General features: G+C 43.6%; 6 protein-coding genes and 1 pseudogene. 2 read left to right on the top strand and 5 right to left on the bottom strand.

Translation table 11 applies throughout. The features are described 5' to 3' along the window. Positions 1–146 precede the first annotated feature (146 nt). A complete protein-coding gene (locus KDK18_RS14670) occupies positions 147–320 on the bottom strand; it encodes an integrase core domain-containing protein (RefSeq protein WP_373691145.1) in 174 nt (57 codons plus the stop codon). Here KDK18_RS14670 and KDK18_RS04650 point away from each other — a divergent pair. Further along, a complete protein-coding gene (locus KDK18_RS04650) occupies positions 267–410 on the top strand; it encodes a hypothetical protein (protein ID WP_257253544.1) in 144 nt (47 codons plus the stop codon). The genes KDK18_RS14670 and KDK18_RS04650 overlap by 54 nt on opposite strands. A 75-nt stretch (positions 411–485) precedes the next feature. Here KDK18_RS04650 and KDK18_RS14665 read toward each other — a convergent pair whose 3' ends face one another. The 4 genes and pseudogenes from KDK18_RS14665 to KDK18_RS14660 all read right to left on the bottom strand — a co-directional run. Continuing rightward, complete coding sequence (locus tag KDK18_RS14665; protein WP_368736446.1) at positions 486–551, bottom strand: hypothetical protein; 66 nt, start codon at positions 549–551, stop codon at positions 486–488. 11 nt (positions 552–562) lie between these two features. Next, complete coding sequence (locus KDK18_RS04645) at positions 563–994, bottom strand: IS3 family transposase (protein WP_257253543.1); 432 nt, start codon at positions 992–994, stop codon at positions 563–565. 363 nt (positions 995–1,357) lie between these two features. Further along, positions 1,358–1,609, bottom strand: a complete 252-nt coding sequence (locus KDK18_RS04640) for an ACT domain-containing protein (protein ID WP_257253540.1) — start codon at positions 1,607–1,609, stop codon at positions 1,358–1,360. Between the two features lie 3 nt (positions 1,610–1,612). Continuing rightward, positions 1,613–1,721 (bottom strand): annotated as a pseudogene (locus KDK18_RS14660) (ACT domain-containing protein); the annotation flags it as partial. A 158-nt stretch (positions 1,722–1,879) separates the two neighbouring features. On the opposite strand from KDK18_RS14660, the gene KDK18_RS04635 reads away from it, so the two are divergent. Further along, on the top strand, positions 1,880–2,059 hold a 180-nt coding region (locus KDK18_RS04635; protein ID WP_257253537.1), incomplete at its 3' end, for a transposase.

The following is a 2,059-nucleotide window of genomic DNA, read 5'->3' as shown; positions in this document are numbered from 1 at the left end:
AGAATTAGTTATCGTTAAAGACATCGCTACTGGCCAATTAGTTGAAACACTAATAAAGAGAGTAAGAAAGTTAATAAATACTGACGTTTCATCGACCTTTAACCTCAGTCAATCTTAAAATCTTTAGAGTAGTAGCAGTTATAGAATTAGCAACCTGAGTGTAATCGAGCTCGATTGTAAAAATGCTGAATGTGCCCTGCTATAGCATCTCGAAGATGATGGATATTCCAGAACGTCTCTTCGGTCACGAGCTCCCCCTTCAAGGTATGAAAAAAGGACTCAATTACAGCATTATCACTACAACGCCCAGGTCGATTCATACTGGCAATAAAGCCATAGCGTTTATGCAGTCTCTGTATCTCTGTGGCACGATACTCAACGCCCCTGTCAATGTGGAACACCAGCCATAGCTCAGGTCGACGTTTTCGGACGGCCATCAACAAGGCTACTCTGGTTAGCTTGGCGATTCGATGATTTTTAAGTGACTAGCCAAGCACACTGCGGGAGTAGAGGTCGATAACAACAGCCATATAACACCACTGCCCTCGCACTTTTATGTATGTCACATCTCCGACCCAATACTGATTGATAGCTGTGGGTTTGGCGAGGTCTTTGCGGACGTTTTTTGCAGGCTCGTCCACACGGGGCGACAATGGTTTCTTCGATAGATGCGTGTTTTACGACCCACCAGACCTGCGTTTATCATCATGCGTTCAACGCATTTTCTGCTCACACAAATGCCTTGCAGTCTGAGAGTCTTGAAGAGTCTGGGGCTGCCATAGCGACCTTTATATTTTTTAAACAGGGCAGTAATTCGCTTTAACAGCTTCACGTCAGACTGCTGTCGGATACCAGGGGTTCTGATATTCCAGGCATATAAACCACTCCTGGATACATTGAACCTCTGACAAAGCCTCTGAACGCCAAAGCGATCCTTAAAGCGGGCTATGAACGAGAATTTTTCCTGCGTTGTTCCGCAAGGAACCTTTGCCATTTTTTTAGCAGGTCATTCTCCAGTTCAAGTTCGGCAATCCGTTCTTTCAACTGGCGCAGCTGGCCTTGCTCGGAATGTACATCAGATGGAGTTGACTTAACTTTGCGCTCATCAGCCACGAGCTGTCTCTCAAAATATTCCTTGCGCCAACGAAACAACATATAGGGATGAATGTCGAGAGCTCAACGACATCCTTTACCATTTTGTTGAGTCCAATGGTCATTCTAACAGGCGACACTTTAAATACGCTGGTGTACTGGCGAGTTTTTTCCCAGTTTGATAAGCAGGCACGTGGTCACCGTTTCAGTTAGATTTGAGTGTCCACTAAAACGGGGGAGATTCACATCCCTTTGACTGAACTTGTTAGCCGTTTTTCCCCGATATTTCGTGCAGAGCAGCCAATGCGGCTTGCGCCTTTTCCGATTGAACAAAAACATGATCATGAAAATATGCTGCAATTACATTCGCACTGATACCTTTTGACGCAAGTTTGTTTGATATTATTGCAGTTAACCCAACAGCCTCTAAGCTTGAATGCACAGTTAAAGTGATTTGCTTGTAGGTATTTTCAAAACTAATGTCAGCATTTTCTGCAGAGCTTTTGGATAAAACCAATGTTAAGCCCTCTAATTCAGTGAAAGTAGCAAGTGGATTTAAGTATATATTCGGACAGTTGACCTGTTACATTGCAAAATACAAACTCACCTTCAACTAACACAGGACTCATACTTTCCAGAAGTCTTTCAAGATCTACTATTCCTGTCATTACGATACATCTCGATGTTGTTATGACGGCTAACCTGCATATTGCACGATAAAGAAGAAGGGCGAGATGGTTTTTTTATAATTCAGTTGCTTACACCGACAATAACTACCAAATCGCCCATGACAAATTGTACCTCCAATATCGCTCATTTTCCACGCTGTAAATCACGACAGGTTCAGGCTGATTTTACTGGTGGCGGCATCACCTCCAACGCCGGGGTGCTTTTGTTCCGACAACCTGATAGGAAACTTCAGTTATCGAAAGCTCTTGCCAAAATCATCAACGATCCGAGAGACACT

It is taken from the genome of Endozoicomonas sp. SESOKO3 (assembly GCF_024606255.1).
Note: the sequence above shows the minus strand (reverse complement) of the source record. Positions and strands in the feature narration are given on the sequence as shown.

Coding starts and splice junctions, on each gene's coding strand:
- KDK18_RS04645 (WP_257253543.1), bottom strand. CDS start 994: ATGGCAAAGGTTCCTTGCGGAACAACGCAGGAAAAATTCTCGTTCATA.
- KDK18_RS04650 (WP_257253544.1), top strand. CDS start 267: ATGAAAAAAGGACTCAATTACAGCATTATCACTACAACGCCCAGGTCG.
- KDK18_RS14670 (WP_373691145.1), bottom strand. CDS start 320: ATGAATCGACCTGGGCGTTGTAGTGATAATGCTGTAATTGAGTCCTTT.